24 protein-coding genes are annotated in these 25,724 nt (G+C 37.1%); 10 read left to right on the plus strand and 14 right to left on the minus strand.

Annotation, left to right across the window (positions count from 1 at the left end; genetic code table 11):
* Positions 1-95 precede the first annotated feature (95 nt).
* From OL225_RS03660 to OL225_RS03675, 4 genes are all read left to right on the plus strand, one after another.
* Positions 96-1,109 carry an NAD-dependent epimerase/dehydratase family protein gene (locus tag OL225_RS03660; RefSeq protein WP_264517303.1) on the plus strand — a complete coding sequence of 338 codons (1,014 nt, stop codon included), beginning with the start codon at positions 96-98 and terminating at the stop codon, positions 1,107-1,109.
* On the plus strand, positions 1,106-2,875 hold the full coding sequence (locus OL225_RS03665) for an AMP-dependent synthetase/ligase (RefSeq protein ID WP_264517304.1): 1,770 nt from the start codon (positions 1,106-1,108) through the stop codon (positions 2,873-2,875). The genes OL225_RS03660 and OL225_RS03665 overlap by 4 nt, the downstream gene beginning before the upstream one ends.
* 128 nt (positions 2,876-3,003) lie before the next feature.
* Positions 3,004-4,062, plus strand: coding sequence for a diphosphomevalonate/mevalonate 3,5-bisphosphate decarboxylase family protein (locus tag OL225_RS03670; RefSeq protein WP_047378482.1), 1,059 nt, complete (start codon positions 3,004-3,006; stop codon positions 4,060-4,062).
* A gap of 1 nt (position 4,063) precedes the next feature.
* On the plus strand, positions 4,064-4,207 hold the full coding sequence (locus OL225_RS03675) for a hypothetical protein (protein WP_156118472.1): 144 nt from the start codon (positions 4,064-4,066) through the stop codon (positions 4,205-4,207).
* Positions 4,208-4,452: 245 nt separating this feature from the next.
* On the opposite strand, the gene OL225_RS03680 is transcribed toward OL225_RS03675, so the two are convergent.
* The gene (locus OL225_RS03680; RefSeq protein ID WP_264517305.1) at positions 4,453-4,773 is read right to left on the minus strand and encodes a GIY-YIG nuclease family protein; all 321 of its coding nucleotides are present in this window, start codon (positions 4,771-4,773) and stop codon (positions 4,453-4,455) included.
* A gap of 435 nt (positions 4,774-5,208) precedes the next feature.
* Here OL225_RS03680 and OL225_RS03685 point away from each other — a divergent pair, with 435 nt between their 5' ends.
* Together OL225_RS03685 and OL225_RS03690 are read left to right on the plus strand one after the other, a co-directional pair.
* Positions 5,209-5,649, plus strand: coding sequence for a nuclear transport factor 2 family protein (locus OL225_RS03685; protein ID WP_047378478.1), 441 nt, complete (start codon positions 5,209-5,211; stop codon positions 5,647-5,649).
* Positions 5,650-5,672: 23 nt separating this feature from the next.
* Positions 5,673-6,050 carry a VOC family protein gene (locus OL225_RS03690; protein ID WP_264517306.1) on the plus strand — a complete coding sequence of 126 codons (378 nt, stop codon included), beginning with the start codon at positions 5,673-5,675 and terminating at the stop codon, positions 6,048-6,050.
* A gap of 3 nt (positions 6,051-6,053) precedes the next feature.
* On the opposite strand, the gene OL225_RS03695 is transcribed toward OL225_RS03690, so the two are convergent.
* Both OL225_RS03695 and OL225_RS03700 read right to left on the minus strand, forming a co-directional pair.
* The gene (locus OL225_RS03695; protein WP_047378474.1) at positions 6,054-6,437 is read right to left on the minus strand and encodes a DUF1634 domain-containing protein; all 384 of its coding nucleotides are present in this window, start codon (positions 6,435-6,437) and stop codon (positions 6,054-6,056) included.
* Positions 6,437-7,267 carry a sulfite exporter TauE/SafE family protein gene (locus OL225_RS03700; RefSeq protein ID WP_264517307.1) on the minus strand — a complete coding sequence of 277 codons (831 nt, stop codon included), beginning with the start codon at positions 7,265-7,267 and terminating at the stop codon, positions 6,437-6,439. The genes OL225_RS03695 and OL225_RS03700 overlap by 1 nt, the downstream gene beginning before the upstream one ends.
* Before the next feature lie 97 nt (positions 7,268-7,364).
* Here OL225_RS03700 and OL225_RS03705 point away from each other — a divergent pair, with 97 nt between their 5' ends.
* Together OL225_RS03705 and OL225_RS03710 are read left to right on the plus strand one after the other, a co-directional pair.
* On the plus strand, positions 7,365-7,916 hold the full coding sequence (locus OL225_RS03705; RefSeq protein WP_047379475.1) for a DUF1543 domain-containing protein: 552 nt from the start codon (positions 7,365-7,367) through the stop codon (positions 7,914-7,916).
* A 25-nt stretch (positions 7,917-7,941) separates the two neighbouring features.
* Positions 7,942-9,054 carry a 5-(carboxyamino)imidazole ribonucleotide synthase gene (locus OL225_RS03710; RefSeq protein WP_264517308.1) on the plus strand — a complete coding sequence of 371 codons (1,113 nt, stop codon included), beginning with the start codon at positions 7,942-7,944 and terminating at the stop codon, positions 9,052-9,054.
* 154 nt (positions 9,055-9,208) lie between these two features.
* Here the strand turns inward: OL225_RS03710 and OL225_RS03715 are convergent, their stop codons facing one another.
* The 3 genes from OL225_RS03715 to OL225_RS03725 all read right to left on the minus strand — a co-directional run bounded on the left by OL225_RS03715 (position 9,209) and on the right by OL225_RS03725 (position 12,956).
* Positions 9,209-11,332, minus strand: coding sequence for a cation:proton antiporter (locus OL225_RS03715; protein ID WP_264517309.1), 2,124 nt, complete (start codon positions 11,330-11,332; stop codon positions 9,209-9,211).
* Between the two features lie 6 nt (positions 11,333-11,338).
* A complete protein-coding gene (locus OL225_RS03720; RefSeq protein ID WP_047378468.1) occupies positions 11,339-11,905 on the minus strand; it encodes a hypothetical protein in 567 nt (188 codons plus the stop codon).
* Positions 11,906-12,047: 142 nt separating this feature from the next.
* Entirely contained in the window at positions 12,048-12,956 is a 909-nt protein-coding gene (locus tag OL225_RS03725; RefSeq protein WP_264518684.1) for a DMT family transporter, read from the minus strand.
* Positions 12,957-13,207: 251 nt separating this feature from the next.
* On the opposite strand from OL225_RS03725, the gene purE reads away from it, so the two are divergent.
* Positions 13,208-13,711 carry a 5-(carboxyamino)imidazole ribonucleotide mutase gene (gene purE / locus OL225_RS03730; RefSeq protein WP_047378465.1) on the plus strand — a complete coding sequence of 168 codons (504 nt, stop codon included), beginning with the start codon at positions 13,208-13,210 and terminating at the stop codon, positions 13,709-13,711.
* A 53-nt stretch (positions 13,712-13,764) separates the two neighbouring features.
* On the opposite strand, the gene OL225_RS03735 is transcribed toward purE, so the two are convergent.
* From OL225_RS03735 to ahcY, 8 genes are all read right to left on the minus strand, one after another.
* Positions 13,765-15,324 carry a BspA family leucine-rich repeat surface protein gene (locus OL225_RS03735; RefSeq protein WP_264517310.1) on the minus strand — a complete coding sequence of 520 codons (1,560 nt, stop codon included), beginning with the start codon at positions 15,322-15,324 and terminating at the stop codon, positions 13,765-13,767.
* Between the two features lie 16 nt (positions 15,325-15,340).
* Positions 15,341-16,897: a BspA family leucine-rich repeat surface protein gene (locus tag OL225_RS03740; RefSeq protein ID WP_264517311.1), complete on the minus strand. Its 1,557-nt coding sequence runs from the start codon at positions 16,895-16,897 to the stop codon at positions 15,341-15,343.
* A gap of 15 nt (positions 16,898-16,912) precedes the next feature.
* Positions 16,913-18,586, minus strand: a complete 1,674-nt coding sequence (locus OL225_RS03745) for a BspA family leucine-rich repeat surface protein (protein WP_264517312.1) — start codon at positions 18,584-18,586, stop codon at positions 16,913-16,915.
* Between the two features lie 32 nt (positions 18,587-18,618).
* Complete coding sequence (locus tag OL225_RS03750; protein ID WP_264517313.1) at positions 18,619-19,920, minus strand: BspA family leucine-rich repeat surface protein; 1,302 nt, start codon at positions 19,918-19,920, stop codon at positions 18,619-18,621.
* A gap of 48 nt (positions 19,921-19,968) precedes the next feature.
* Positions 19,969-21,783, minus strand: a complete 1,815-nt coding sequence (locus tag OL225_RS03755) for a BspA family leucine-rich repeat surface protein (RefSeq protein WP_264517314.1) — start codon at positions 21,781-21,783, stop codon at positions 19,969-19,971.
* A 139-nt stretch (positions 21,784-21,922) separates the two neighbouring features.
* Entirely contained in the window at positions 21,923-22,315 is a 393-nt protein-coding gene (gene yiaA, locus OL225_RS03760) for an inner membrane protein YiaA (protein WP_034699887.1), read from the minus strand.
* A gap of 360 nt (positions 22,316-22,675) precedes the next feature.
* Complete coding sequence (locus OL225_RS03765) at positions 22,676-23,485, minus strand: hypothetical protein (protein ID WP_264517315.1); 810 nt, start codon at positions 23,483-23,485, stop codon at positions 22,676-22,678.
* Positions 23,486-23,588: 103 nt separating this feature from the next.
* Positions 23,589-24,902, minus strand: coding sequence for an adenosylhomocysteinase (gene ahcY / locus OL225_RS03770; protein WP_047378461.1), 1,314 nt, complete (start codon positions 24,900-24,902; stop codon positions 23,589-23,591).
* A gap of 166 nt (positions 24,903-25,068) precedes the next feature.
* Here ahcY and OL225_RS03775 point away from each other — a divergent pair, with 166 nt between their 5' ends.
* A complete protein-coding gene (locus OL225_RS03775) occupies positions 25,069-25,587 on the plus strand; it encodes a pyridoxamine 5'-phosphate oxidase family protein (protein ID WP_264517316.1) in 519 nt (172 codons plus the stop codon).
* Positions 25,588-25,724 lie beyond the last annotated feature (137 nt).

The following is a 25,724-nucleotide window of genomic DNA, read 5'->3' on the forward strand; positions in this document are numbered from 1 at the left end:
AAAGCAGTTTTTCTGAGGAATTTTTGCCGGATCCGGAAGAATTGCCGGATAGAAAATATTGTTATATTTTAGTCAGTAATCAAGTAAAATAATTAATGATTTTTGTAACGGGTGCTACCGGAATTCTGGGAAGAATAATTGTACTGGAACTTCTTAAAAGGGGTCAAAATGTACGTGCTTCCAAAAGACCGGGCAGCAATTTAAACGAAGTAAAGCATTCATACAGCTTTTATACGGAAAATCCCGACGATTTTTTTAATAAGATCGAATGGGTAAACGTAGATTTTGATGATCTCGATTCTCTGACAACAGCACTGCAAGGTGTGGATGAGGTGTATCATTGTGCTGCAAAAGTGAGCTTTCATCCCAAAGATGAAAAAGAAATGTACCGTACAAACATTAAGGGTACAGAAAATCTCTTGTTTGCCTGCGAAGGATCAGACGTTAAAAAATTTCTTCATGTGAGTTCTGTGGCTGTTCTTGATAATTTCAATGAAAAAGGAGAACTGGATGAAGATTCTGATTTTAATCCAAAACTGGAACATTCTGCCTATGCTATATCCAAACATTTATCTGAAATGGAAGCATGGAGAGCCTCAGCAGAAGGCATGAATGTCGTGATTATCAATCCGGGAATGATCGTAGGAAGTGGAAACTGGAGCCAAAGCAGCGGTGAGCTTTTCTCTACCTTCGAAGACAATAGTTTTACCTTTTCAGGAGGTTCTGCCTATGTTGACGTGAGAGATGTAGCCAATACTGCAATAGAGTTAATGGAAAATAATCTTTTCGGAGAACGTTTTATCATTGTTGCTGAAAACAACAGGTATGCCGATCTGGCAAAACAGGTCAGAACCCGTCTGGGACTTAAAGATGCCCGAATTCTTTCACAATCTGTATTAAATATCGGAAGAATAGCCAATACCCTTTTCGGATGGCTGATTCCCAAACTGAAAATGGTTACCAAATCAAATATTGAAGCCATTTCTTCATTCAACACCATTTCCAATCACAAAGTCAAAGAAAAACTGAACTATCAGTTTATTCCTGTAAAAGAAAGTATCGACTTTCACCTGAATAATTATATTAACGACAAAAAGCTGAAGAAATGAATCTTGCAGAGGCAATTATCCTTAAAAATGTAGAAAAACATCCTATAAAAGCAGCTATTGGATTTAAAAAGAAAGATGCTGCCTGGAAAGAGCTGAGCTGGAAAAAATTCAGTGAGGTTATTTTTAAAACAGCCAATGCCTTAAAGGAGGCTGGAGTTCAGGAGAATGACAGAGTCGCTATTTATTCAGATAACTCGTCCGAATGGATGATTGTTGACCTGGCTTCAATGGCAATTGGTGCAGTTACGGTGCCTATTTATTCAACCAATAATGCTGAGCAGGCAGAACATATCATTAACGATTCCGGAGCTAAAGTAGTTTTAGTAGGAAACCAAATACAGTATGATGCCTGTCTTGAGTTTTTACATAAAGAAGAAAACAATCTTGAAACCATTATTGTCTCTAAAAAAGCAGTGTGGATCAAGAAAGAATTCAATAGTTTTTATCTTGAAGATTTTATTGCAAAAGCTTCACCAGCTCTGGAGATCTGCAAGAAAGAAAATGATGATACTGCCACTTTAATCTATACTTCCGGAACAACAGGAGTTCCGAAAGGAGTAATGCTTACCCATGGGAATTTTATCAAAGCTTTTGACTCACATTTTGAGTTTTTTAAATTTAAAAACTTTGAAGAAGAACTTTCATTGGCATTTTTACCATTAAGCCATGTTTTTGAGAGAAGCTGGAGCTTATTATGTTTATATGGTGGTGCCCGAGTGTATTTCTTGGAAGATCCTAAAAATGTAGCCAAAGCACTGGAAGAAGTAAAACCTACTGCTATGTGTGCAGTACCAAGATTTTTCCAGAAAGTATATGCCGGAGTTCTTGAAAAAGCGGAAGAAGGCTCATCATTAAAGAAAAAAATATTTGACTGGGCCCTTAAAACCGGTTGGGAAACTGCTGAATTGAGAAGAAATGAAAAAACGATTCCTTTTGGATTAAAATTCAAAGAAGCTGTTGCAGATAGATTGGTTTTCAGTAAAATCAAAGAGAAAATGGGCGGAAGACTTTGGTTCTTACCTTGTGGAGGAGCTTCATTGTCACCGGAAGTTACCCGTTTCTTTGAATCAGTAGGAATTCATGTAACAGTAGGATATGGATTAACGGAAACTACCGCAACACTGACGCTTTTCCCCCTGACTCATTTTGAACATGGAACAAGCGGGAAACCTTTACCAGGTGTAGAAATGCGTATCGGAGAGAATGATGAGATTCAGGCGAGAGGTAACGGAATCATGAAAGGATACTACAATAAACCTGAAGAAACCCAGAAAGTATTCACGGAAGACGGATGGTTCAAAACTGGTGATGCAGGAAAATTTGATGATAAAGGAAATCTGATTATTACAGACAGAATCAAAGATCTGATGAAAACTTCCAATGGAAAATATATTGCTCCTCAACAGATCGAAAACCTTTTGACCAATAATAATTTCATTCAGCAGATTATGCTGATTGCAGAGGGAAGACAGTTTGTTTCAGCATTGATCGTTCCTAATTTTGAGTTTTTACAGGATTATATCAAGAAAAACAATATTCCTTTCACCAATTGGGAAGACGCTGTAAAAAATGAAAAGATCATCAACCTTTATAAAGAGAAATTAAAAGAATTACAGAGCCACCTGGCAGACTATGAAAAAGTGAAGAAGTTCACTTTGATGCCGGCAGAATTTGATATCAATACAGGCGAAATTACCCCTACATTGAAGGTCAAAAGAAATGTAGTGATCAAAAAATACGCAGACATTATAGAAAAGATGTATTAAAAATTTTTTGACCTCTTGTTTTCACGTTAATCACAACTGAAGACGTGAAATTCCATTCCTTCGAAAGGGTGGCGAAAATTCAAAGAATTTTTGACAGGGTGGTTCAAAATACTGACTTAAATTAAACTATGACGACACAAGATTTTATAGGAAAAGAAAATTTCACCATTCATACCCAAACGGTTTCAGAAAGCTGTCCGTCTAATATTGCCCTGATTAAATACTGGGGAAAATATGCTGATCAGATTCCTGCCAACCCAAGCATCAGCTATACATTAAACCATTGTAAAACTAATACTTCAATGGGGTTTATTGCAAATGAACCTTTTTCAGTACAGACTTTTCTGGCCGGTAACGAAGAAGTGAAGTTTGCTGAAAAAATTGAGAAATATTTCAAAAATATAGAACAGTATCTTCCATGGATTTTAAAAGGGAAATATGTTATCAGAACAGAAAATACATTTCCACACAGTTCCGGGATTGCTAGTTCAGCTTCAGGATTTGGAGCGATTGCAAAATGTCTGATGGCATTGGATGCTTCATTTACAGGGAAAACTTCTGAAGAAGAATCTTTGAGAAAGGCTTCATTTTTAGCAAGATTAGGAAGTGGAAGCGCATGCAGAAGCTTATACAGCGGTCTTGTTGTATGGGGGGGAACTGATGAGGTAGAAGGAAGTTCAGATCTGTTTGGAGTACAATATCCGGATGCTGAAATTCATGAAGTATTTAAAAACTTTAACGACTGGGTATTGTTAATTCATGAAGGACAGAAGAGTGTTTCTTCAACAGTAGGACACGGTTTGATGAATACCAATCCTTACGCAGAAAGAAGATTCCAGGAAGCAAGGGAAAACTTTGTACCAATGAAAGAGATCCTGAGAAACGGAGATATGGAACGTTTTATCAAGCTGGTAGAACACGAAGCACTTACATTACATGCTATGATGATGATGAGTGATCCTGCTTTTATCCTGATGAAAACAGGTACATTGGAAGTCATCAACAAAATCTGGGATTTCAGAAGAGAAACCGGATTGCCTTTATTCTTTACGTTGGATGCAGGAGCTAATGTCCATCTTTTGTTCCCGAACAATGATTCTGAAGAAAAGATTAAAACTTTCATTGAAGCTGAGTTATTACAGCACACTCAGAAAAACGGGGTAGTGAAGGATGTGATGAAATTCTAGTATGAAAAAGAAGAAAATTTATATTCTGATTGCCATAGTTATTGCTTTAATACTTATATTTTTTGCTGAATATGAGGAAGGTCCGGTAAAAGTAGCCTTTGGCTGGAACAGGACGATTAATTGGGGATGGAACTTTGGATTCTGATAAAAAATAATATTCAACAGGAGTGGGCTTTGGCCCACTTTTTTAGTATAAAGGAGCTAGGATTTTTATGCGATGGTTCTTTCATACAGATTTGTTTGTTTTCACTTTTGTCATTCCGTAGGAATCCAGACTCATTAATTATACTTTGCATAGATTCCTACGGAATGACAAAATTCGTGTTTTATTACACATTCAGTTCATAATATGTAATGGTTGGTATTCTTAGAAATTTATAACTTATTGTATTAAGACCAGTTTTCAAACAAATAATTCAAAAATTCTAAATTAGGATTCACCGTTCTTATAAGCTCTAGTTTTTTAGCTCTTGCCCAGTTTTTAATTTCTTTTTCTCTCGCAATGGCATGATGAATCCAATTAAATTTTTCGTAGTAAATTAGAAATTCAAGATTATATCTTGCTGTAAAGCTGCCAGGATTCAGCTTTGTTTTGTGCTGATACAACCTTCTATGAAGATTACCTGTTACTCCTGTATATAAAACTCTTCTGCTTTTGTTGGTCAAAATATAGATATAGTAGGTATGTTTACCATTTAAAAATTCTATCATTTGTGCGTTATTTTTACAAAAGTTACAAAAAATGTTTTTGAAAATTTATTGTTTTATGATTGAATTTGTTTCCTATTAGAAGGTACAAATGCTTCTATTTTATGTGAATATCCAGTTTCTACGGAGTGATAAAAAATTAATCCATCAACCTAATAAGAAGATAAAACAACCATACTGTCATTCCGTAGGAATCTAAGCAAAGTATGGGATAAGAATGTTTTTATATTAAAATTGGCTAGCCTGGATTCCTTCGGAATGACAAAGGCAGATGATATCAACAATTAAAATGATACAAACAAAAGTTGCCATTCTAAGGAAGTTAAAATAAATACTGTGTAAAAGGAAGATTACATTTATGGGCAAGTATTTGAAATTGAAGAAAATCGTTTAGCTGAAACATTATTTTCCCTATTTTTATTTCTTAAAACGTATTACATGAAAAAAATCGCTGGTATTCTTTTACTGTTAAGTGCTGTTTGCTTCGGGCAGCAGAATCAGGATATTGAAAAACCTATCCGTAACTTATTCCTTGGCATGAAAAATGCAGATCCTGAGCTGGTAAAATCAGCCTTTGCTGAAAATGCCGTTCTTCAAACAATCACGAAGGATGGTACTGTAAAAAGTGACAGCATATCAGATTTTGTTGCTTCGGTTTCAAAATTTACAAAGGGAGATCTGGATGAAAGAATTATTGTAGAAGCCATTCATACGGATGGAAATCTGGCTAGTGTATTTACGCCTTACTCTTTTTATTTAAAAGAAAAATTATCACATTGCGGGGCTAATAGCTTTCAGTTGGTGAAGCAGAACAACGAATGGAAAATCCAGTATATTATTGATACGAGAAGAAAAGAAGGCTGTAAGGAAATTAAATAATAATATCAAACAAGAAGTAGAAAATGAAGATCCATCATATTGCAATCATTTGCTCAGATTATGCCGTTTCAAAGAAATTTTATACGGAAATTTTAGGTCTGAATATTATCCGGGAAGTATACCGTGAAGAAAGACAGTCTTATAAACTTGATCTCGCGATCGGGGACTATTATGTGATAGAGCTGTTTTCTTTTCCCAATCCTCCTCAGCGTCCATCACGTCCTGAAGCATGTGGCTTAAGACATCTCGCTTTTTCCGTTGAAAATGTAACTGAAAAACGAAATGAACTGATAGAAAAGGGGTTGAATTGTGAAGAAATCCGGATAGATGAATTCACGGGGAAAGAATTTTTCTTCACCCAGGATCCTGATCAGCTGCCGTTAGAATTTTATGAAATGTAAGAATTAGTGGGCGTAGCCGGCAAAGAAGCTTACAGCCATAATTGCTAAAACAATTGAAGAAATGACTACATACACGTAGTCTTTTTCTTTTAAATAGCCTATTAAAGCAAAAACAATTCTCATCAAAGGAGTGAATATCAACAGAAGAATTCCCAGTTGAATAATAGCCATTCCCTCTCCTTTGCACAGGGAATTCCAGAAATGTCCCCATACTTTCTCTGAAGAAGTGCCTACCACAAGGCTTGTGTATTTTTCGGGCATTTTAAAACCCTCAAAGAATAACTTGATAAAACCAATCAGGGAGGTTGCCACAGACAGAATAACACCCAGTCTCAGAAGGTTTCCTACGGAGCGGTTCAGATCTACATCTGTAAAATTCTTTTTCATTATCTGAAGCTTTTGTTGATACCGTTATACATCATGTAAATTGACAGAATCGTGATAACAATGGCAAAAAATACTTTTAATTTTTTGGTCTTTGATACCATCAGCGTTTTTGAGCCGATAAAACTTCCGATTACAACTCCAATTAAAACCGGAGCTACAATCACAGGAATAATTTCTCCTCTCTGGAAATAGATTAGTGCACTGGCAACAGCCGTTACTCCAATCATAAAGTTACTGGTTGTTGTAGATACCTTGAAAGGAAGTTTCATCATATTGTCCATTGCCAATACCTTCAAAGCACCGGAACCTATTCCTAAAAGTCCGGACATAGCACCCGCAAACATCATCATCAAAAATCCTGGAACTGTATTTCTTGCAGAATAGTTTTTCAATATTCCTTTATCAGGGAATGTTCCGTATAATTTCAGCTTTTCTTCCAGGCTTCCTTTTACCAAAGGTTCCTGGTGATCCGGTTTCCCTTTAAGATTCAGAATAACAGTAAGAAGAAGAATACTTGCGAAAATAATTCCGATTGTATTAGGGTTAAGCATTCCCGAAACTAAGGCACCCGCAATGGCTCCTGCTGTGGTGGCTATTTCGAGAAACATCCCGATTCTCATGTTGGTAAAACCTTCTTTGACGAAAGCTACAGCCGCGCCGGAAGAGGTACCGATCACAGAAATAAGTGAAGCACCGATAGCATAATGCATTGGAACGCCAAAACCCAGCGTTAATAAAGGAATGATAATAACTCCTCCTCCTAAACCCGTAAGTGAACCTAAAAGACCAGCGGAAATTGCGCCAAGGAAGAGTATGATGATTTCTGACATACTACAAATAATGTTACAAATATAAAGTTATTGTAGTAGTCTGCCAAACATTTGAAAAAGATAAATTTAACGTATTTTTGCATGCATGAAAAATGTAATGAAATTATTTTATGTCATCCTTGGGGCAACTCCTAAAGGAAGAAATATTGAGCAGCACGATGTTTTCTTCGGAATAGCAGAGAATCTTAAAGATTTGATTCCGGATATGAAAGAGTTTTGGAAGGAAGCAGAAGGTAAAATTCATCTGGACTGTTACCAGGAAGTAAAATTTGCTGATGGCTATGAAGTGGAGATTGTAGAGAAAGGAGAAAAATCTTCAGAAGATCAATTGTTTTTCCTCAATCTGGGAGGTTATAAGCCTGGTTTCTTTGAAGAATTCCATGAGCAGCACTTAATGGTGGGGCAGTCTATGGGGGAAATTGTTAAAAGAGCAAAAGCTACCGAATTTTATCAGACGATGGGCTTTGAAGGCGCTGTAAGCCATATTGATGATAAGCATGGAGTAGATATTGATGATATTTTCAATGTAAGTGATATCCTTCCTGCCTATATGAAAGAAAAATATACGATCGTTCTTAAAAAATCTGATGCAGAAAATCAGGAAAACCCGATGGGGCTTGGGTATTTAAAAATCGATAAAATTCAATAAGAAGTAAATTTAATAAAAATAAAAAATGAAAATAGGAATTCTGGGAGGCGGACAGCTGGGAAGAATGCTGATACAAAGTGCACTGAAGTATGACGATGAGTTTTATACTCTGGATCCGGCTTCTGATGCGCCATGTCATAATATCTCGTATTTTACACAGGGAAATTTTAATGACTACGAAACGGTTCTGAACTTCGGAAAAGATAAGGATGTTGTAACCATTGAAATAGAACACGTAAATGCTGATGCACTGGTAGAACTTGAAAAACAGGGAATAAAAGTGGTTCCCAATGCCAATATCATCAAAACAATCCAGCAAAAAATCCTTCAGAAAGAATTTTATAAAACCCATGATATCCCAAGCCCTGAATTTCAGGTAGTGTGGAACAGTGATGAAAAAATTATCATGCCATTGCCGTTCGTTCAGAAAATGAATACAGGCGGATATGATGGAAAAGGAGTACAGGTTATCAAAACAGAAGAAGATTATCAGCACTTATGGACGGAAGCTTCTGTCATTGAAAGTCTGGTAGATATTGAAAAAGAGCTTTCCGTAATTGTGGCAAGAAATGAAAAAGGAGAAACCAATATTTTCCCGGTCACAGAAATGGTTGCTGATCCAAAACTGAACCTTTTAGACTTCAATGTATGCCCGGTTCTTTTAACGGAAGATGTTCAGAGCCAGATTGATTCCATTACAGAGAAATTTTTAAATGCTGTGAACTCTCCGGGATTATTTGCCATCGAATTATTCCTTGATAAAGAAGGAAAAGTATGGGTGAATGAAACCGCTCCAAGACTGCACAATTCAGGACATCAAAGTCAGGAAGGGAATACCAACTCGCAATTTGAGCAAATGTACCGTGTGGTTAAAAACTTACCTTTAGCAGATACTGATGCCATCACTTACAGCGGAATGCTGAATCTGGTAGGAGCAGAAGGATATGCCGGAAAAGTAGTATATGAAGGAATGGAAGATGTTTTGAAGCTTCCTGAAACTTATATTCACTTATATGGAAAAACAGAAACGAAACCAGGAAGAAAAATGGGACATATCAACGTTCTAGCTGATTCCAGAGAAGAGCTTATGGAAAAGCTTGTCATGGTGAAGGGGATGGTAAGAGTAATCTCTGAGTAATCTCAGTTTAAAATAATAAAAGGGAGCCGTTTTTAAATAGAAACGGCTCCCTTTATTTTGTTATATAATCACTCAAATTGTTTGATAATTTAATAAAAAAATGATTATTCAGACATAGATAACTTCCATCATCCTTCTTCCAGCTTCCATCCTCTTATTTAAAAATCTTCTGAATCACATTTCCAATCTCCACAAAGTCTCCGTGATTTCCTACAGAACGTATTTCCGGACTGTTTTTATCATATTCTGAGAAAGGGAAAATCAGAAGGTAATTGTTATCATTCAGATTTCTGTTCAGAAGTTCCGGGATCAGCCTCATTCTTGGAATATAAGATTTCATACCACGTTTTGCCATTAGAATAATCAAGGCTTCATCATCTTTCAATTGGGCAGCAGTTCTTTCGCCGTCCTGCCAGGTATTCATGATAATAAACTCAGCTTCTATATTGGCTTTTTTTATGATTTTCTGAAGAATATCAATAATATTTTCCGGAGCATAAAAGACAACCGTAGCACCGGAATTTCTGGCAATATTCCAGACTCTCAGCAATGCGTGGAAGAATCCCGCTTCCTGATGAGCATTTTCAGGAATCATCACGGCATATTTTTTAATGGTAGAAAGCGGTTGTGCAGCATGATATACCAATACATTCACATCGTCATTCTGCAGATAACCGTTGTAAAGATTATACACAAAAGAAGGGGAAAACCCTTTTTCATCCTCTAATCCGATGATGAGATCTGTAATTTTCTGTTCTTTAATAACATTATTGACTCCATTAACGACGTCATTGTCATACCTTTTTAAGGCCTGCAGTTTCACATCTGCGGCTGCGGCTGCATCTGCGGCCTGATGAAGAAGTTTCTCAGCATTCTTTACAGAAGATTCATTTTTATCTTCATTGATCACATTTAAAGCAAAAAGATCCTCTGTATTGGAGTGGGCTTTGATCAGAATTCCGAGATTCACCATTCGCTCAACAGTTGCCTCGTGGTTGATGGCCAATAGAATACTTTCCTCTTCATGCGTATTCCCTGAAACAGTATCTTCATTATCACTTTCAGCAATTTTCTGAGCGCTCGCCATGGAAATAAAGGAAGAGATGGTACATGAAATAAGGATCAGCAGAATACTTCCGTTCAGTACGTGTTCATTTAATAATCTTACAGGTTCTCCGGTTTCGGTTTCGGAAAGGATGATGTTGTATCCTACCATTACTGAAGCCAATGTAGCTGCTGCAGAGGCAGAACTTAACCCAAATATAAGTTTTCCTTCCTCTTTGGTCAGCCTGAATGTTTTCTGAGTCGCCACGGCAGAAAGATATTTTCCACCAATAGAAGCTACCAGCATAATTCCCGCTACTTCCAATGTTTCCCAGCTTTTGAAGAACACTTTGAAATCAATCAGCATTCCTACACTGATCAGGAAGAAAGGAATAAAGATGGCATTTCCCACAAATTCAACTCTGTTCATTAAAGAAGAAGTGTGAGGAATAAGTCGGTTTAAAGCCAAGCCGGCAAAGAAAGCTCCAATAATCGCTTCCACACCGGCCAGTTCAGCAAGCATGGCAGCCAGATAAATCATGACCAATACGAAAATATACTGTGAGATTTTATCATCCACTCTTTTGAAAAACCAACGCCCTATAATAGGAAATACAATAAGTACAATTAAAGCAAACACTACAAATGAGACGGATAATTTAACCCAAAACTCTGTTCCAACATCTCCTTGAGACATTCCCACAATCACAGCCAGTACCAATAAGGCCAGGATATCTGTGATCATCGTACCTCCAACGGTGATATTAACAGCTTTATTTTTCGCAATTCCTAACTTACTCACTAACGGATAAGCAATAAGAGTATGAGATGAAAAAAGGCTGGCAAACAGAATAGAAGTCAGCATTGAAAAGTGAAGAAGGTAGTAACCTCCCAAATATCCCAGTACAAAAGGAACGGTAAAAGTATAAATACCAAAAGTGAGACTTTTCCATTTATTCTTTTTAAAATCACCCATATCGATTTCAAGCCCTGCCAGGAACATGATGTAAAGCAATCCGGTAGTTCCCGTCACAACAATGCTGCTATCCCTTGATAATACATTGAATCCGTTCGGACCAATAACGGCTCCGGCGATGATAAGTCCCAGCAGGTGTGGAACTTTAATTTTATTTAGTAGCAATGGCGCTGCCAGGATGATGACCAGTACCAACAGGAACTTAAGTACCGGATCTTCTATGGGAAAACTCAGGTTGTGTATACTCAGTAAAATCATAAGTGTTTATTTTGTGGAACGTACTAATTCAACAGAGAACTTGGCGGTACAGCCATCCGATGTGATGGTTCTTGTTCCTTTGATCTTGTTGTCCGAAATATCATTAAGAAGAACGCTCATTTCTACATTTTTTTTTGCCGTAGAATCTGTTTTGAAAGACAATCTGATCTCATTATTTTCAAATTTGCCCGTATACAGCCTTACCAGATTATTGTTATTGATAATTTTGGTAATAGGCTGGGTAGAATCGTTATCGAATTCCCATATGTCAGTACGCTGGTCACCCACAGCATATTCACTGCAGTTGGATTCCGTACAGATTACCTTTCCGTTCCATGGACCGGAGATTTCCGTGGGCCAGGCAGCAGCAATCACCACAGAATCTTTTTTGGCGAAAATACTGTCCCTCATTTTCAGAAGCGACTGATATTCGGATTCTTTCTTAGCGAATACTTTTTCTTTTTCTAATAATTGCTTCTCTCTGTCTGTCAGATTTTTCTCCTTCTCTTTGTAATCACAGCTTACAAGAAGAAAAGAAGAGACCAGAAATAAAAAAAATGTGTTTTTCAGCATATTGTATCGGTTGGAGTATACAATATAGGAAAAATGGAGAGAATATGAAACCCCATCTGAAACGGATCCTGTTTTAATTACATTTAATAAGTTAAAAAACAGCCGGATAGATTGGGTGAGATTTTTGATATTATTTTCGGCCTTAAGACTCGATTCTTTGCCTTTTAAACATCCCCGGTTTGTAATTAATAATAAAAACACCACAGATGATCATTACAGCGGCGAGGATAAATTTAAATGTCACTTTTTCATCCATAATCAGCCAGCCCAGAAATATCGCAATAATGGTATTGATATAGGCAAGGATAGAAACCTGTACCGGTGAAATTTTTGTCAGTGCATAGTGAAACGCAAAGAAAGCTGCTACGGAACCAAAAACAGAAAGGTATAACATTGCTGAAATACTTTTAATAGTCCAGTTTCCGAAGTTATAATTTTCAGAGAACAGGAAGGCAAGAATAATTTGGACAACTCCTGCGAACAAAAACTGATAAAACAGGTTCAACGTTATATTTCCGCTCTGGATATTTAACTTCTTGGTAAAAATAGTTCCGGAAGCCCAGCCTGCAATAGCACAGAAAAGGAAGATCATACCCATTCTGTAATCAGGGTTGGCCAGATCTTTAAGGCCGTCCCAGAAAATAAAAAGAATTCCGCTGAAACATAGCAGAACACCGCTAAGGGCCCGCAAACTGAATTTCTGTAATCCTACCGCCACACTTCCAAGGAACACGAGAATAGGTGAACATGCACTGATTAGTGAAGCAAGGCTGCTTGAAACAGTTTCTTCAGCCACAGTAGTCATTCCATTAGCTACCACCAGCATCAGGGAAGCGAAAATAATCTGATATCCCAAACTTTTCCAGCCAATCCACTTGAATTCCTTTCTGGAAAGTAGAACAACAAGCATAATAATAGAAGCCAGAAACTGACGGATTCCCGCTACAAACCATGCAGGAATTGTTTCCACAGCCACACGTATTGCTAAAAAGGTAGTTCCCCATACCATAGCAACGGTAATAACAGCAAAAATGAGTTTATAATCTTTCAACGTAAATAAGTAGTGTAACAAACAAATGTAGAGGTTTTAAAATGATTATGATGGATACAGTTGTTTCAATTTTTGATGATACAGATTGAGGGAGGAAGGGTGGTGGTTGTATAGTTGCTAGTTATCTGGTTGATGCTTAGTTTAGTTTAATTGAGATATTTAATGGATTTTAAAGAACCTCCAGCTTCCCTTTCCCCAGCTTCCAGCTTAAATTTTTATTTTTTATCTTTGGACATCTAATAAAATTGAAGATGGTAGGAATTATTATGGGCAGTCAGAGTGATCTGCCGATCATGGAACAGGCTGCAAATTTTCTTAAAAGCCTTGATATCCCTTATGAACTCACTGTAGTTTCAGCACACAGAACACCGGAAAGAATGTTCGATTATGCAAAAACTGCTCAGGAAAGAGGTCTGAAGGTTATTGTAGCAGGAGCTGGAGGAGCAGCGCACCTTCCCGGAATGGTGGCAAGCTGTACAACACTTCCTGTGATTGGAGTTCCGATCTTGTCCAGTAATTCTATAGACGGATGGGATTCTGTTTTATCTATTCTTCAGATGCCCGGCGGAATTCCGGTAGCTACCGTGGCGTTGAACGGAGCTTTAAATGCAGGAATTTTAGCAGCAAAAATTTTAGGAAGCAGTAATGAGGAAGTAGCTGCAAAACTTCAGAAATATCAGGATTCCTTAAAAGATAAAGTTTTAGGAACGGTAGATGATATCAAAGCCCAGCACCCTAATCATTTTGACAAATAGTTGATCTTAATACTCAAAATAAAAGCCTCACTTTTCAGCGAGGCTTCTTTGTTTTATTTCTTGATGAATTTTGAAGAGATTGTTTTATCTTTCAGAATGAGTTGTAAAATGTAATTTCCTTTCGGTAATGATCCTACATTAATCATATCCCTATTAGGGTTTCCTTCAAGTACCAGTCTTCCAGCTGCATCAAAAATTCTATACTTTTTAATGTCACTTAGTCCTTCAATATGAATATCATCCACAGCGGGATTGGGATATAGTGAAAGTTTTTTATTCAGCTTGACTTCTGATGAAGACAGTAAACAGTTTCCTACTGTATCACCGGACATCATCCATCCTTTGCTGATGAGAATATTCCTTTTATCTGCGGCATTGGAAGCATAAGTCAAAGGGGTTACAATATCTAAATCAACATTATTGGCAGTATCAGGATTATCTGCCCATCCTGCGAGTGTTTTACTGAAATTTTCACAATCCATTCCTGTCTGCATAAAAGCCTGGGCTCCATTATTAACGCTGGCAAGATTCCAGCTTGCAAGGGAATGATTAAAGTTGGGTGTTTCCTTAAGAATCTGATCTATTCTGGTAACCTTGGTCATATCCCAGTTTTCAAGGGAATGACTATAGGCCGTGCAGCCATGAATAGCATGGGCCATATTGCTAATTTTAGACGTATTCCAATTATTTAAGGATTGATTGAAACCGGAATCAAAATGGAACATAAAACGAATGTCTTCAAGACTTGAGGTATCCCAGTTATCCATGGGTTGATTATAGTTTGGACAAAGAGCAAACATCCATTTCATATCAGTTACATTGGAAACATTCCAGTTGTTCAATTTTTGGTTAAAAATCCCTCTTCCTGCAAACATAAAACTGAGATCAGTTGCTGACGACATATTCCAGCTATTAAAATAAGGAGGATTGAACTGATCGGGAATTGAAGTATTGATACTATCAAAGATAATAGAAAACATAAATCTGAATTTCTTAATCTTAGAAGTATTCCAGTTTTGCATGGAGCTTGCGCCTGTAAAGGTTTTTGCACCGTAAAACATATAAGAAGCATCTTCAACATTACTAAGATCTGGAATATCAGTTGCAGTGAGCTGAATCAGTTTACATTGGCTGAAAGCACTGTTCATTGTTGTCCATGCAATATTTCCCCATTGTTCTATTTCCAGTATTTTATCGGCGCTTCCGTTAATCTGCCAGACCGGAAAAATCTGATCCGGAAGTTGAACCTCCTGTACATCTCCAAATTTTATGTGTTGAAAAACTCCATTCCCGTTACTCACTTTTACTCTATATTTTGCATCATTCTTTTCTGCCATTGATGTACCGAAATCAATAAAAACCTGTTTTGTAGAGGTTATATTGGTAAGAGAACCATTGTGCTGGGGATAGTCTACCTCTTCCCAATAAATATCATAGTTTTCGCCAATTCCGGGAAACCATATCTGTTGGTCATTTGCCTGATAGGGTGCACTTACGGTGATAGGCTGTATTACAGTAGAGGCAGGTTTCCAGATAGTGATAAATTCATTCTGGGCTTTCACAATGAATATCAGCAGAATAAAAAAGCTTACCACAATTTTTTTGAATACCATATGGATGATTTTATAGTTATTTCTTAATGAATTTTGAAGAAACTGTTTTTTCTTTCATGATCAGTTGTATCATATAGTTTCCTTTTGGCAAAGAGCTTACATTGATCAGATCATTATTAGGATTTCCTTCCTTTACGAGTCTTCCGGCAACGTCGTAAATTTTATAACCATTCATACCAGCTAACCCTTCAATGTGAATATCTTCAACGGCCGGATTAGGGTAGAGCAGAGGTTTTTTATTCAGTTTCAGATCTGATGAAGACAATAAACAGCTTCCTACTGAGTCACCATTGATGACCCATCCTTTATTGATAAGAATATCTCTCTTGTCAGATACATTTGAGGCATATTTAAGTCCGGTTACCATACCTAATCCAACATTGTTTGCTGTATTGAAATTATCGGCCCAGCCCAGAAGTGTTTTACTGTAATTTTCACAATTAATACCTGTTATATTTAGAGCGCCATTACCATCGATAACAGAAGCTAAGTTCCAGTTTCCTAACGGTTGATTAAAACTTGAAGCACCGTTAAGAATCTGATCTATTTTTGTTACTTTAGTCATATCCCAGCTTTCTAAAGATTGATTGAAAGATGTGCATCCATGGAAGATATGCGCCATATTGGTAACCTTGGAAGTATTCCAGTTCAGTTGCTGATTAAAAACCGGGATCATATGAAACATGAAATGCATATCTTCAAGACTGGAAGTATCCCAGTTGTCCAGACGCTGATTGAAGCTAAGACATTGGCCAAACATCCAGCTCATATCCGTCACATTAGAGACGTCCCAGCTATTAAGAGTTTGGTTAAAGTGAGTTCTGTTTCCAAACATATAGCTTAGATTCGTAGCAGAGGACATATTCCAGCTATCAAAATAAGGTGGGTTAAACTGATCTGTCAGTGTAGCAGGCGTTACATCAAACAAAAGCGAAAACATAAAACTGAAATTCTGGATTTTTGAAGTATCCCAGTTCTGCATAGAGCTGGCACCTGTAAAACTTGTTGTACCGTAAAACATGAAAGACGCATCTGCCACATTAGTAAGATCAGGAATATCTTCTGCCGTAAGCACCATGAGTCTGCACAAACTAAATGCACTGTTCATAGCTGTCCATGAAATATTACCCCACTGTTCTATTTCTAATAATTTATCTGTACTTCCGTTGACCTGCCAGATGGGAAAGAGTTCGTCAGGAGTTAAGAAAACCTGGGGAGAACCAAATTTTATTTGTTTGAAAGAACCGTTGCCATTACTTACTTTTACTCTGTATTTTGCATCATTCCCATCTGCGATGGATGTTCCGAAATCAATGAGAACCTGCTTGGTAGAAGTAACGTTGGTAAGTGTACCATTGTGTTGGGGATATCCTACTTCCTCCCAATATATGTTATAATTTTCACCAATTCCGGGAAACCATATTTGCTGGAGGCTTGCCTGATAGGGCGCATCTACATTTACTGCTGGTATTGCAGTGGATGCCGGCTTCCAAATCGTAATGAATTCATTTTGTGCTTTCGCAACGAAAACCACCATTAGAAAAATGAGGGTAGGGATTTTTTTTAATAGCATATCTAGCGTTTATGATTATTTTTTGATGAATTTTAAGTTTTGAATATCTTCTTTTGAAGAAAGCTGTAAAATATAGCTTCCGGGAGCTAAAGCCTGAACATTGATCTGTTCATTCTCCAGATTTCCACTTAAAACAATTCTTCCGCTTAGGTCGATAATTTTAAAGTCTTTTGCACGGGAATTTTTTACATAAATAATATGGGTGGCAGGGTTCGGATATATGCTGAGATCACCTTTCACCTTTACATCAGAAGTCCCAAGGAAGGATTGACATTCTCCGTTATATGTATCTCCACTGATTGTCCAGCCTTTGTTGTTAATCAGATAGTTTCTGGCAGTTATTGCTGCATTATGGGAATAAGTAAGAGGTGAAACTGAAGATAGGTTAATATTATTTGGTGTCGAAGAATTCAGACTCCAGCCATACAGTATGCTGTCATAGTTCTGGCAGTTCAGTGCAGAATTTTTAAACATATTAGTGGCGTACAGTAAAGAACCCAGATTCCAGCTTCCTAAATTTTGATTAAAAACAATTGCATTACTGAACATGTTATTCATGTTTTTTACTAAAGCTACATTCCATTTTCCTATATTCTGATTGAATTTTTTAGCACCATTGAACATATCCTGCATCCATTGTACTTTTCTGGTATCCCAATTGGAAATATTGCTGTTAAAATTCTCAGCATTATTAAACATGCCACTCATAATGGTAGCATTGCCTGTATCCCATTGAGATAGATCTTGATTGAAAGTCTTTGCTCCATTAAACATATGATTCATTTCAATAATTTGTGAGGTATTCCAGCTTCCGAGTGGTTGATTGAAATTCATAGCATTGGAAAACATGAATTCTGCATCAAGATTACTAGACATATCCCAGTTTCCGATGGGTTGGTTAAACTGTGCAGCTCCACTAAACATAGCCGTAGTAGCAGTTACTTTGGAAGTGTCCCAGTTGGCCAGAGGCTGATTGAAAAGCTTTGCCACACTGAATGTTATCCCCATCATGGTAACATTGGACGTATTCCAGTCTCCAACCGGCTGATTGAATACAAAACACCCTGAAAATGTTCCCAGCAGCGTTGTTACATTGGAAATATTCCAGGTGTTGATACTGGAGTTTCCTACTAAGCTATAACAGCCTAAAAACATGTGGGACATATCAGTTACCTCTTTCAGATCAGGAATATCTGTTGCTGTAAAATCTAAAATTTTGCACGCCTGAAATGCCTGTTCCATAGAAGACCACTGAATATTTCCCCATTGTTCTATCAATTGTATTTTATGAACATCTCCTACAATTCCGTTATCATTAAACATATCCCAGTCGGCAAATCTTATCTGGTGAAAATTTCCGTTTCCGTTACTTACTTTTAACCGGTAAGTGGCATCTGATGGATTAGGGTTTTGAGGCACTCCGAAATCGATGAGGGTCTGATAAGCAGAAGTTACATTCGTTAAAGTGGCATTGTGAGAAGGGTAGCCTATTTCTTCCCAATAGATCTGATAATTTGTTCCTCTTCCGGGAAACCAGATTTGATTATTATTTGAGTTAACAGGAATTCCCGCATAAGGATAGGAAGGTGGGGCGAGGCTGGGTTTCCATACCGTGATGAACTCATTTTGAGCATTTGCAAAGAATATCAGCAAAAGAAAAATGAGTGTTTGGACTTTTCTTACAATCATGTTTATAGTTTTATGGTTATTAGTTTTTATTGTTATTTCTTAATAAATGGAAATGAATGAACCTTATTCTTTGTCAGGATCTGCAGAATATAATTTCCCGGAGTTAAAAGACTGACAGTAATTTCTTCGTATTTCAGATTATCTTTGGCAACAGTCCTTCCACTCATATCGGTTATAATATAGCTTACCGGATTCGGAATGTTTTTCAGATAAATATTTTCTTTCACAGGATTCGGATAGATGGAGGGCTGAGTGCTGATCTTCTTTTCAGAAGTTGAAAGTGTCTGGTTGCAAAGTCCGTTGTAAGTATCACCGGATATTGTCCAGCCTTTATTATTGGTTAAATAGTTTCTTGCAGCTACAGCATCAGCATGAGAATAGACCAATGGCGAGGCACTTGATAGATTAATGTTATTAGGCGTTGATGGGCTCTGGCTCCATCCGTAAAGCGTTTTGTCATAATTTAAACAACTCATTGCAGAATTGAGAAACATATCGGTAGCGGTTGTTAATGAACTCAGATTCCATCTTCCGATATCCTGATTAAAAGCTGTATCGTGGAACATTTCGTTCATATTGGTAACATTTCCCGTATTCCAGTTTTGAAGATCCTGATTAAAGTTTTCAGCATAATGAAACATATGTTCCATAGTTGTCACGTTTGCTGTATTCCATTCGCCGAGAGGCTGGTTGAATCCCGTTGTATCAAACATATAGGACATATCTGTAACATTGGAAGTATCCCAGCTTCCAATTGGCTGGTTAAACTGATAATCATCGCCAAACATATAATACATATCTGTAATGGTAGAGGTATTCCATGTATTGAAAGAGGAATTGCCGATCAGTGAAGTACATAAATAAAACATCTGGCGCATGCTGGTTGCCATGCTGAGGTCTGGTGCATCAGTAGCCGTCACATCCATATAGTCACAAAATACAAAAGCATTGTCAAAGCTTTTCCATTTTATATTTCCCCATTGGGCAATTTGAGTGATTTTTGAGCGGTCTGAAGCATTATAAGTGGGAATTAATGTATTGTCGAAGAATCTCACCTGATCAAAGCTTCCATTTCCGTCACTGATTTTGATTTTATAGCTTGCCTGGGCAGGAGATGGGTTTAATGGTGTTCCCAGATTGATAATAAATTCAGTAGTTGAAGTGACATTACTCATTATTCCATTGTGTTGAGGATATCCTACCTCTTCCCAGGATACTTGGAAGTTGATTCCCCGGCCGGGAAATTTAATGAGCTGTGCATTTTGGGTTTTCCAGATGGTGATGAACTCGTTTTGTGCCTTTGCCGGGAATATCAGCAAAAGAAAAATGAGCATTGGAATTTTTTTAAAAATCATGGTTATCGTTATTAGTTTTTTAAGGAATTATTTTTTGATGAATGGAAAGGAGTGAACCCTGTTTTTGGTAAAGATTTGCAGGATATAATTTCCCGGAGACAAAAGGCTGGCAGGAATTTTATCACTTTTCAGGCTTTCCTTAATAATCATTCTTCCACTCATATCGGTAATGATGTAACTTTCCGGATTGGGAATATTTTTCAGATAAATCATATCCGTTGCCGGATTAGGATAAATTTGAGGTTCATTACTAAGGTTATGATCTGATACACCCAGTTGAAGTTCGCAGCTGCCTAAACTATCACCCATAAAAACCCATCCTTTTGTGTTGAGAAGTAGATTTCTTGAAGGAGTTGCGGTACCGGAATAGACTAGGGCGGAAACATCACCAAGATTAATATTATCAGGAGTATTACTGTTATTAGACCATCCCATAAGTGTATTGCTGTAATTTACACAGTCTAATCCTGAAGAAGTAAGCATCGAGAAAGCAGTTGTTAAGGAGTTCAGATTCCATTTTTCTAAACTATGATTGTATGAAGTAGTTTCCTTTAACATTAGATCCATATTTGAAACCGTGCTGACATCCCAGTTTTCCAGATTATGAGAGAATTCATAACAGCGGTGCAGCATGTGCTCCATATTAACCACTTTAGCAGTATTCCAATTGCTTATATTCTGATTGAAATACGGGTCGAAATGAAACATAAAAGACATATCTGTAACGCTTCCTGTCTTCCAGGAAGTCATAGGCTCGTTATAGCTCACAGCTTCTGCAAACATATATGACATATTGCCTACTTTGGTTGTATCCCAGCTATTAATATTTTGATTAAAGTTCGTGGCTCCAAGAAATGTTCTGGACATATCGGTTACTTTTGAAGTATCCCAGTTATTGAGTGGCTGGTTGAATTGTACAGCAAAAGAAAATACACCACTAAGAGAGGCTACATTTGAAATGTTCCAGGTATTAAGAGATTGATTGAACTCTCTTGCACTATTGAACATATCAGCCATAGTAGTGAGAGACTCAGTATTCCAGTCCTGTAACGGCTGGTTAAACTTTTCTGCATTCATAAACATATACTGCATATTGGTCACTTTAGAGACATCCCAGGTTTTCAGAGGCTGATTGAAAAGTTTTGCATAATGAAACATACGGAACATATTGGTAACATTGGACGTGTTCCAGTTATCAATTGGAGAATTGAATTTTGTCTGAGAAAACAGTTCAGACATATCCTGTACAGATGAGGTATCCCAGCTGTTTATTGAATGATTGGAAGTAAAATTCTTTGCAGACCTGAACATTCCGGATAGATCAGTAACGTTGGACAGATCCGGTACATCTGAAGCGGTGAGTGTTATATCAGGACAAAATGCAAAGGCATTGTTCATTGTACTCCATTGAATGTCTCCCCATTGGGCGATTTCAAGTAATTTGTCAACACTTCCATTGTATTTCACTCCTGTAGAAGGAGCATATTCATTAGAAAGTATTCTGAAAGGACCATTTACATTACTTACTTTCACCCGGTAACTGGCCTGCATCGGATTAGGATGTAAGGATGTTCCGAAGTCTATTAAAACCTGTTTGGCAGAAGTAACATTAGTCATTGTTCCATGATGTGAGGGATAACCTACTTCTTCCCAGCTTATTGTAAAATTATTGCCAATAGCCGGAAACCAGATTTGATTGTTTACTGCAGGATAAGGGGCAGAAACAGAGATGGGAGCAGAACTTATAAAGCCAGGCTGCCAAACGGTGATGAATTCATTTTGTGCTTTTGAAAACTGGAATAATAGAATACATAAAGTAGAAAATAAGAGTTTTTTGTACATGTCATTAGTTTGTGAAATAAGCACTACTAAAATAGCAAAAAACTTAATATATTTTTAACTTAAATGTAAAGTTTATAGTAATTTATAAATTTTAATGAAATTATTTAAATAAAAAACTCTCCGAAATGGAGAGTTTACTTTATTCCTGAAGCATATTGTCACGTGTGTTTTTCTGAACTGCGATGGCCCCGAAGAGAGCGAGCAGAAAGGCAAAGGCATAAAAACCTTTTTCACTCGGTAGAATAGTTGCATTCCAAAGTCCAATGGCCAGTAATACAATAGATGATAATGTGGCAAACCAGCAGATTCCGTAATAAATATCGGTTACCTGAATATTTTCCAATCTGTCACGTACTGCTTTTTGTAGAGAAACAACGGCAAATAAGCCATAAAGAAGAATCGTGAAATAATATCCTTTTTCATTCAGCAGCATTTCAGCTCTTGCAAGACCAACGATAAAACCGATCATTCCTGCTCCCAATGCTACCCATGATGCTGCGACGAATGCATTCGATACTCTTTGTTTTTTCATAGTTTAATGTTTTATTTAAGAGGGCTAAGATATTCTTTTTTTATAAATATAAGCCTGATAGAGGGTAAATATGGGAAAAACACGGTAAAATACATTCATTATTTTTTAAGTTTTGGCTGAAGCCGGTTGATTTTATTCTATTATAAAACAGACTAAAGCCCGTTTCTGTTGAATGTTTATAAATCTGTCCATAATTCATAATTCATAATTTTCATTCTAGCCCCGATAGCAGCGGTTACCCCGGAACTTGCATTGAGGCCCTTCGGCTTCGCTCAGGGTGACAGTGCTGGCGTGAGGAGTATGAGCGGATAGCGGGAATTAGCTCCATAAAAAAACTCCCCAAAATTGGAGAGCTTGTTATTATTGAGTGATATATTCGTAATTATACTGAACGGAAAGACTTCCATCTGCTTCTTTTCCGACAACCTGAACCGGTAATCCGGAAGTGTTGTATTGTATAGTGTAGCTTACAGTTTGGCTTTGCTGCCATACTCCGTTATTTTTAAAGCTTATTTTCTCTACGAGATAATTATTTTTACTTAAAGTATATGCTCTTCCCATCATAATTTTCAGATACTTATTGATGTTGGTATAAGGGTTGAGTTTATCGTCATAAGAAAAATCACTTTTATTACTATAAGTTATAGCTCCTCCAAACGTTGAAGTTTCAGATGAAATATTATTTCCATTATAGGTATAAGTATCAATACCTGGGCTTGAGCAATCCGGAGTCTGGCAAAGGGTAGAAGAGATTACCTGTCCGTTTGTATTATAATTAAAGGTAACCGTTCTGTTGTAATTTGAATTAGTGTAGATGGCTTTAACGTTTGCCAGTTGATCCCCATTATAAGTGTACGCAGAATAATAATCTACAGTACCATCTGGTTTATAGTAAATCGTTTTTACAGGTTTTCCAGCATTATCATATTCGAAAGTTGATGCTCTCCCTTCTGAAATAGTTTTGATTAATTGTCTCTGAGTGTTATAACTCAATGTTGAAACAGTTGTTTGAGGATTAGAAGGATCGTCATAATAAACAGTTGTAACTTTACTCAGTAATAGCTGAGGCTGCTCGGAAGGATTATTAGTTCCATCATTATCATCATTGCTGCTGCAGCTGTTAAAGAATACCACAGAGCTCATCAGTCCCAGAAATAAGATTTTTTTCATGTTATTAATTTAGCTGACAAAAATACAGAATGATCTATATCCCTGCATAAAAAAATCCCACTATCTTAGAAATAGTGGGATAATATCATATTTTATTTAAATCTTAGTATCTGTAGTATTCCGGCTTGAATGGCCCTTTTACATCTACACCAATATATTCAGCCTGCTCAGGAGAAAGAGTTTCAAGCTCTACGCTTAATTTCTTAAGGTGTAAAGCAGCTACTTTCTCATCTAAGTGCTTAGGAAGCATGTATACTTCGTTTCCATAAGCAGCAGAGTTGTTCCATAATTCGATCTGAGCCAAAGTCTGGTTAGAGAAAGAATTAGACATTACGAAACTTGGGTGGCCTGTAGCACATCCTAAGTTCACCAATCTACCTTCTGCAAGGATGATTACTTCTTTTCCTTCGATAGTATAGATATCAACCTGAGGCTTCACTTCAGATTTAGTCTGACCGTAGTTTTTGTTCAACCAAGCCATATCGATTTCGTTGTCGAAGTGCCCGATGTTGCAAACGATAGCTTTATCTTTCATTTTAAGGAAATGTTCTCCTCTTACGATATTGAAGTTACCTGTTGTAGTGATGATGATATCAGCATTATCTACCACAGTGTCTAATCTTTTTACTTCATAACCGTCCATAGCAGCCTGAAGCGCACAGATTGGATCAATTTCCGTTACAGTAACGATAGAACCAGCTCCTCTGAATGAAGCAGCAGTACCTTTACCTACGTCTCCGTATCCGCAAACTACCACTCTTTTTCCGGCTAACATTACGTCTGTAGCTCTTCTTACTGCATCTACAGCAGATTCTTTACATCCGTATTTGTTGTCGAATTTAGATTTAGTTACTGAATCGTTTACGTTGATTGCAGGCATTACTAAAGTTCCGTTCTTCATTCTTTCGTACAGTCTGTGTACTCCGGTAGTGGTTTCTTCAGAAAGACCTTTGATATCTTTTGTAAATTCTGGGTATTTATCAAAAACCATGTTTGTTAAATCTCCACCATCATCCAAAATCATATTTAATGGCTTTCTGTCTTCACCAAAGAATAAAGTCTGCTCAATACACCAGTCAAATTCTTCTTCATTTAAACCTTTCCATGCATACACCGGAATTCCTGCAGCAGCAATAGCAGCAGCAGCGTGGTCCTGTGTAGAGAAAATATTACAAGATGACCAGGTAACTTCAGCTCCTAAAGCTACCAATGTCTCGATAAGCACAGCCGTTTGGATCGTCATGTGAAGACATCCTGCGATTCTTGCTCCTTTAAGTGGTTGAGATGGTCCGTATTCTTCACGGATAGACATCAAACCAGGCATTTCTGCTTCTGCAAGGGTAATTTCTTTTCTACCCCATTCTGCAAGGGAGATATCCTTAACTTTATAAGGAACGTATTGTGTTGTAGTACTCATATGTAATGAATATTTTTAAATTCAATTGATAACGAAAGGCAAAATTACGATTAATAATTAAGATATAAAAACGGCAGATCAAGTTCAGTTTTATGAGATTAAACATGATTTAATATTATTTAGTCTTAATATAAATAATTAATTTTAGCTGATAAATAAATATATTATGAATCAAAACCATACAGAAAAGAAGGCCAGGCCGGTTGCTCCAAAAGTAAAAGAACTGATCAATGCTTCTAAAAGCATCATTCTGGCTACTGTAGATGCAGAAGGGAATCCCAATTCAAGCTATGCTCCTTTCGTACAAGTAGATCAGACATTTTATATTCTGGTGTCTTTCATGGCAAAACATACTAAAAACCTTGCTGACGGAAGAAAAACATCCATCATGTTTATTGAAGATGAATCAGCTGCCAAACAGATTTACGCTCGTGAACGCTTAACTTTTGAGGCAGTAACTTCTCAGATTGAAAGAGATTCTGAAATATGGAATACTGTAATTGCTCAACTTAAAGAGACTCACGGAAAAGTAGTGGATGTCATTTCTGAAATGGGGGATTTTATTTTAATAGCCTTACAGCCTGTAAAAGGATCTTATGTAAACGGATTCGGAAGCGCCTATTTTGTAGATGCAAATCTTGAAATTGTAGAGCATAGAAATGATGTGAATCATCAGTCTAAATAATTAAAGCTGGGAGCTGGAAGAAGGAAGCTGGAGGTTGTAAAGATTAAGGAAACAAAGAATTAGTTTTTTTGAACAATTTTTTTAATTTAATCTGTAGTTTATTTTATAACGAATAGTACTTCCACCTTCCATCTCCC

The sequence above is a fragment of the Chryseobacterium viscerum genome (assembly GCF_025949665.1).
In the GTDB taxonomy this organism is placed as follows: domain Bacteria; phylum Bacteroidota; class Bacteroidia; order Flavobacteriales; family Weeksellaceae; genus Chryseobacterium; species Chryseobacterium viscerum_A.

Coding starts and splice junctions, on each gene's coding strand:
- ahcY (WP_047378461.1), bottom strand. CDS start 24,902: ATGAGTACTACAACACAATACGTTCCTTATAAAGTTAAGGATATCTCC.
- OL225_RS03765 (WP_264517315.1), bottom strand. CDS start 23,485: ATGAAAAAAATCTTATTTCTGGGACTGATGAGCTCTGTGGTATTCTTT.
- OL225_RS03715 (WP_264517309.1), bottom strand. CDS start 11,332: ATGATTTTACTGAGTATACACAACCTGAGTTTTCCCATAGAAGATCCG.
- OL225_RS03720 (WP_047378468.1), bottom strand. CDS start 11,905: ATGCTGAAAAACACATTTTTTTTATTTCTGGTCTCTTCTTTTCTTCTT.
- OL225_RS03745 (WP_264517312.1), bottom strand. CDS start 18,586: ATGATTGTAAGAAAAGTCCAAACACTCATTTTTCTTTTGCTGATATTC.
- OL225_RS03775 (WP_264517316.1), top strand. CDS start 25,069: ATGAATCAAAACCATACAGAAAAGAAGGCCAGGCCGGTTGCTCCAAAA.
- OL225_RS03690 (WP_264517306.1), top strand. CDS start 5,673: ATGAAGATCCATCATATTGCAATCATTTGCTCAGATTATGCCGTTTCA.
- OL225_RS03705 (WP_047379475.1), top strand. CDS start 7,365: ATGAAATTATTTTATGTCATCCTTGGGGCAACTCCTAAAGGAAGAAAT.
- OL225_RS03755 (WP_264517314.1), bottom strand. CDS start 21,783: ATGTACAAAAAACTCTTATTTTCTACTTTATGTATTCTATTATTCCAG.
- OL225_RS03750 (WP_264517313.1), bottom strand. CDS start 19,920: ATGCTCATTTTTCTTTTGCTGATATTCCCGGCAAAGGCACAAAACGAG.
- purE (WP_047378465.1), top strand. CDS start 13,208: ATGGTAGGAATTATTATGGGCAGTCAGAGTGATCTGCCGATCATGGAA.
- OL225_RS03670 (WP_047378482.1), top strand. CDS start 3,004: ATGACGACACAAGATTTTATAGGAAAAGAAAATTTCACCATTCATACC.
- OL225_RS03710 (WP_264517308.1), top strand. CDS start 7,942: ATGAAAATAGGAATTCTGGGAGGCGGACAGCTGGGAAGAATGCTGATA.
- OL225_RS03665 (WP_264517304.1), top strand. CDS start 1,106: ATGAATCTTGCAGAGGCAATTATCCTTAAAAATGTAGAAAAACATCCT.
- yiaA (WP_034699887.1), bottom strand. CDS start 22,315: ATGAAAAAACAAAGAGTATCGAATGCATTCGTCGCAGCATCATGGGTA.
- OL225_RS03680 (WP_264517305.1), bottom strand. CDS start 4,773: ATGATAGAATTTTTAAATGGTAAACATACCTACTATATCTATATTTTG.
- OL225_RS03685 (WP_047378478.1), top strand. CDS start 5,209: ATGAAAAAAATCGCTGGTATTCTTTTACTGTTAAGTGCTGTTTGCTTC.
- OL225_RS03740 (WP_264517311.1), bottom strand. CDS start 16,897: ATGCTATTAAAAAAAATCCCTACCCTCATTTTTCTAATGGTGGTTTTC.
- OL225_RS03660 (WP_264517303.1), top strand. CDS start 96: ATGATTTTTGTAACGGGTGCTACCGGAATTCTGGGAAGAATAATTGTA.
- OL225_RS03675 (WP_156118472.1), top strand. CDS start 4,064: ATGAAAAAGAAGAAAATTTATATTCTGATTGCCATAGTTATTGCTTTA.
- OL225_RS03695 (WP_047378474.1), bottom strand. CDS start 6,437: ATGAAAAAGAATTTTACAGATGTAGATCTGAACCGCTCCGTAGGAAAC.
- OL225_RS03700 (WP_264517307.1), bottom strand. CDS start 7,267: ATGTCAGAAATCATCATACTCTTCCTTGGCGCAATTTCCGCTGGTCTT.
- OL225_RS03735 (WP_264517310.1), bottom strand. CDS start 15,324: ATGGTATTCAAAAAAATTGTGGTAAGCTTTTTTATTCTGCTGATATTC.